We start from the raw sequence: 1164 nt of genomic DNA on the forward strand, positions 1-1164 counted from the left end.
AGGAGTATCCATGACGCATCGGCCGTCGCAGCCGCGGACAGATTCACCGCGGTACCTCACCGAGGACCGCCTGGCGATCCGGGACCTGGCTCGCGAGTTCGCGATGACGCAGGTGCTGCCGGTCGCGAACGAGTTGGATCCGGTGCAGGGCACCATCCCGGACACGGTGAAGAAGGCGATGGCCGAGGTCGGGTTCTTCGGGATCATGATCCCCGAGGAGCACGGCGGTCTCGGCCTCGGCGTGTTCGAATACTGCCTGGTGGCGGAGGAGTTGTCGCGGGCGTGGATGAGCGTGTCCGGACTGCTGGCCCGCGGCAACGGGATGGGCGGCGGCTTCACCGCCGAGCAGGAGGCGGCACTGCTGCCGAAGGTCGCCCGCGGTGAGTATCTGGGCGCGTACGCGTTGTCGGAGGCCGAGGCCGGATCCGATGTCGCGAACATTTCCTGTCGCGCGACCCGCGACGGCGACGACTGGGTGATCAGTGGCACGAAGATGTGGTGCACGTACGCCGACGAGGCCGACTACCTGGTGTTGTTCGCGCGCACCGATCCGAACAAGGATCCGGCGAAACCGCACCGCGGGATCAGCGCGTTCCTGATCGACAAGCAGCGCGGGGGGTTCCCGGAGGGGATCAGCGGGACGAAGATCCGCAAGATCGGGTATTTCGGGTGGAGCACGTGGGAGCTCTCGTTCGACAATGTCCGGGTGCCGGCGACGGCGATGCTCGGGGAGGAGGGCAAGGGTTTCTACCTGGCGGTGTCCGGTCTGGAGGTGGGGCGGGCGCATACCGCGGCGCGGGCGATCGGGTTGGCGCGGGCGGCGTTGGAGGATTCGATCGCGTATCTGCACACCCGCCGTCAGTTCGGGCGCGAGTTGGCGGATTTTCAGCATCTGCGGTTCAAGGTCGCGACGATGGCCGCCGATATCGAGGCGGCGCGGCAGTTGATGTATGCGGTGGCCACCGATATCGATACCGGTCGGCGGTGTTCGTTGGAGGCGTCGATGTGCAAGTTGGTGGCGACGGAGATGGCCGAGCGGGTGACCAGTGAGGCGGTGCAGATTCACGGCGGTGCCGGGTACACCACCGACTTCCAGGTGGAGCGGCACTGGCGTGATGCCCGGTTGACGAAGATTTTCGAGGGCACCAGCGAGATCCAGATGCG

1 protein-coding gene is annotated in these 1164 nt (G+C 66.5%); it reads left to right on the forward strand.

Annotated features, from left to right (window positions below):
• Positions 1-10: 10 nt before the first annotated feature.
• Positions 11-1164, forward strand: a 1154-nt coding sequence (locus tag P3H15_RS54010; RefSeq protein ID WP_276144826.1) for an acyl-CoA dehydrogenase family protein, incomplete at its 3' end; no start/stop codon positions are given.

It is taken from the genome of Rhodococcus sp. T2V (genome assembly GCF_029269925.1).
Lineage (GTDB): Bacteria > Actinomycetota > Actinomycetes > Mycobacteriales > Mycobacteriaceae > Rhodococcus_F > Rhodococcus_F koreensis.